Origin of the sequence: Stenotrophomonas sp. C3(2023) (assembly GCF_032911385.1) — a bacterium.
In the GTDB taxonomy this organism is placed as follows: Bacteria; Pseudomonadota; Gammaproteobacteria; order Xanthomonadales; family Xanthomonadaceae; genus Stenotrophomonas.
Window position 1 is genome coordinate 1 of the sequence record NZ_JAWJLO010000002.1, and the last position, 2,658, is coordinate 2,658.

General features: G+C 56.0%; 2 protein-coding genes and 1 pseudogene. All 3 read left to right on the forward strand.

Annotation, left to right across the window (positions count from 1 at the left end):
• The coding region (locus RZA67_RS16300; protein ID WP_317214098.1) for a type IV secretion system protein at nt 1–606 on the forward strand (606 nt) is incomplete at its 5' end.
• 764 nt (nt 607–1,370) lie between these two features.
• Entirely contained in the window at nt 1,371–2,108 is a 738-nt protein-coding gene (locus tag RZA67_RS16305; protein ID WP_317214100.1) for a hypothetical protein, read from the forward strand.
• Nucleotides 2,105–2,658: pseudogene (locus tag RZA67_RS16310) on the forward strand (lipase); the annotation flags it as partial. The gene RZA67_RS16305 and the pseudogene RZA67_RS16310, both read left to right, overlap by 4 nt.

A 2,658-nucleotide genomic window follows, 5' to 3' on the forward strand; every position in this document is an offset into this window, starting at 1 on the left:
GCGGTGACCGCAGGTTCGATGCTGCTGCTGTACGAGGTGGCGATGATGCTGTTCATCGCCTTCGGGCCGGTGTTCATCATCTGCCTGCTGTTTGACCAGACCAGATCACTGTTCCAGCGCTGGCTGCTGTATGGCATCGGCACGATGTTCTCGATGGCGGTACTGGCGTTCATGGTGAGCATTGCGCTGGACATGGTGCTGCGCGTGACCGGTGTGCTGTGGGCGGTGGATGGACTGGGCAGCGTGATTCCCGCGCTGGCGGCGAAGGACGGCTTTACCAGCCAGGCGATGCAGCAGGGCGGCATGGGTCTGATTTTGACGACGCTGATTCTCACCGTACCGCCGATGGCCGCGATGTTCTTCCAGGGCACGTTGGGCAGCTTCATGGCGTACTCGCAGATTGGCGGTGGGCCGGCGGCGGTTGGGCCGCGCGGGGAGGCGCTTGGGAGTTATGTGCCGGCTAGGCCGGGCAGGAAAGACGACAGTGTTGACACGAGCGATCGTACAGGTCAATCACGCCCAATGCCTATTTTTCGAGATAGCTTTCATGACGCTAGTGACGCCGGCAGATTTGGTATTGCGATCAGAAACGGAGAGGATCGATGATTAGTAGAAAACATGCGGGGAATGCTGCTCGATCCAGTAAGTTCGTACTACTTACCTTTTGTTTGTCTACTCTTGGTGCGTCGCATGTCTGGGCCGAAGGGCGGTGCCCGCCCGGGTCATATCCAATCGGGGGCGCAGGTGTGGGTGGGTGCGCTCCGACGGGGGCGGGTGAATATTCTGGAGGCGCTGGAGGGCCAACAGGTAGGTGGCATAGTAAATGGGGGGCCTTTGCTATTTCTGTTAATGGTGTTGGAGCCAATGTCAGTGAGAAGGACTCGAAAAGGCAAGCAAAACGAGAGGTTCTAGCTGGCTGCAAAGCCCATGGAGGGGAGGGGTGTGAAGTCGTATTTACTTACAAAAACTCATGCGTAGCAGTTGCTTATGGTGGGTCTGGGTATGGAAACTTTTTCTTCAGCAGAGCGACGACAGAGGAGGCCATAGAGGCCTTGAATGAGTACTGCGAGTCGCGACCTAACTCGAGCTGCGAGATCATCAATACAAGCTGTTCGCTGCCGGAATTTGAGCGCTTTCTATAGTGCTCGACAATCGCTGGTATGCAGTTCGTAACCAGCGTCGCGTCACAGGATAACAGAACGCTCATGGCTATCATGCGTTTATTTGGTCAGCAAGAACTTGAGTTATTCAATCGCAGAGGTCTGACTTGGTGATTTTTTTACTCGCCGCGAGTTTGAGCGCTTGGTGTGGGGTGTTGCGCTATGTGTCGACTGGCGATTTGATGGTTCCATAGATCGGGCGCCGCATTTGTGTTCCGCAAGGATTTTGCGCAGGAACAAACTCAATGGTCTCATTTTATATCTGAAACCACTGCCGTGGAATGCATGACAAGATCAGTTTTAATCATCCCCGCTCTGTTGCTAAGCGCAATTTTATGCGCGTGCAACGGCAAAGGAAATTCGATGGTACAGACAAATGCAGAGTCTGCGCGACATGACTCGATTGACCGGGGCCTTGCCCACCTGAATCCCAATCCGACAGCTAGGTTCAGAATTCGTCTGAAGATCAACGACGCTCCTGGGCCGTTTCAGATCGTCAAGCTCGGCGGGCAGTTCGATGTCCGCAACAAAGATGAGTGCGGCAAGATAAACCTTTTCACCGGTACGGCCGGCCGAATCAGCAGTTCAGAAAGGCTCCCGCTTACGCGTATATCCGACAGCGAGTACGAGGCTGTGCTCGAGCTCGACAGGATGCAGGATGAAGACTACTTCGACCGTGGTGTATGCCACTGGGAGCTTATCCGAGCCTACGCGGTTCTGATCGCAGCGGATGAAGTCAAGGACACAAGCTTCGCCGTATCACTGCCGGTGCAAGAGCTGCTGAATGGCGGCGCAGTTACGCGTTACTTTTTACATCTGTACTATCCTCGCGTTGATGAACTGGACGGCTACTCGGCCGCCAGTAAGAAGACGCCTGATGAGTTCCTGCCCGAGTACCGTGATCATCTGTTCAGCATGACCCTGTCTTCGCTGGGGACCACTGAATGAGCATCAGGTCGCCGCAGTACGCTGGACTTTCTGACAATGCTTATGAGAATCGTCGGGTGGGAGTTCGAGAGGGAGGTGACCGGGAACAGGTCGTTGCGGGCGGTGTCGTGTTTGAGGTGCGTGAGCATGTCGACAACAAGCTGACCGGTTACCAGGGCACGATTTACGAGCGCGTGGATACTGGCGAAATCGTCATTGCACATCGTGGTACCGAGGCGGCCAAAGACGGTATTGCTGACGCAAGCATGGTTAGTAGCCGGTTCAATCCGCAGGCGGCAGATGCGCTTGCGCTGACGCGTGACGCCCTGTCCATGGCACGGACCAACGCGGTTGGTGACAGACAGGTTGTTCCTGTCACCGTAACCGGCCACTCCCTCGGCGGCACGCTCGCCCAGATCACCGCACATCATTTCAACCTCAAGGGTGAAACCTTCAATGCCTACGGCGCTGCCAGTCTTGGCCTGCGGATACCGTCCGGCGGCGATACGGTGGTCAACCATGTGATGGCAACCGACGCGGTCAGCGCCGCATCGCCGCACTTCGGTCAGGT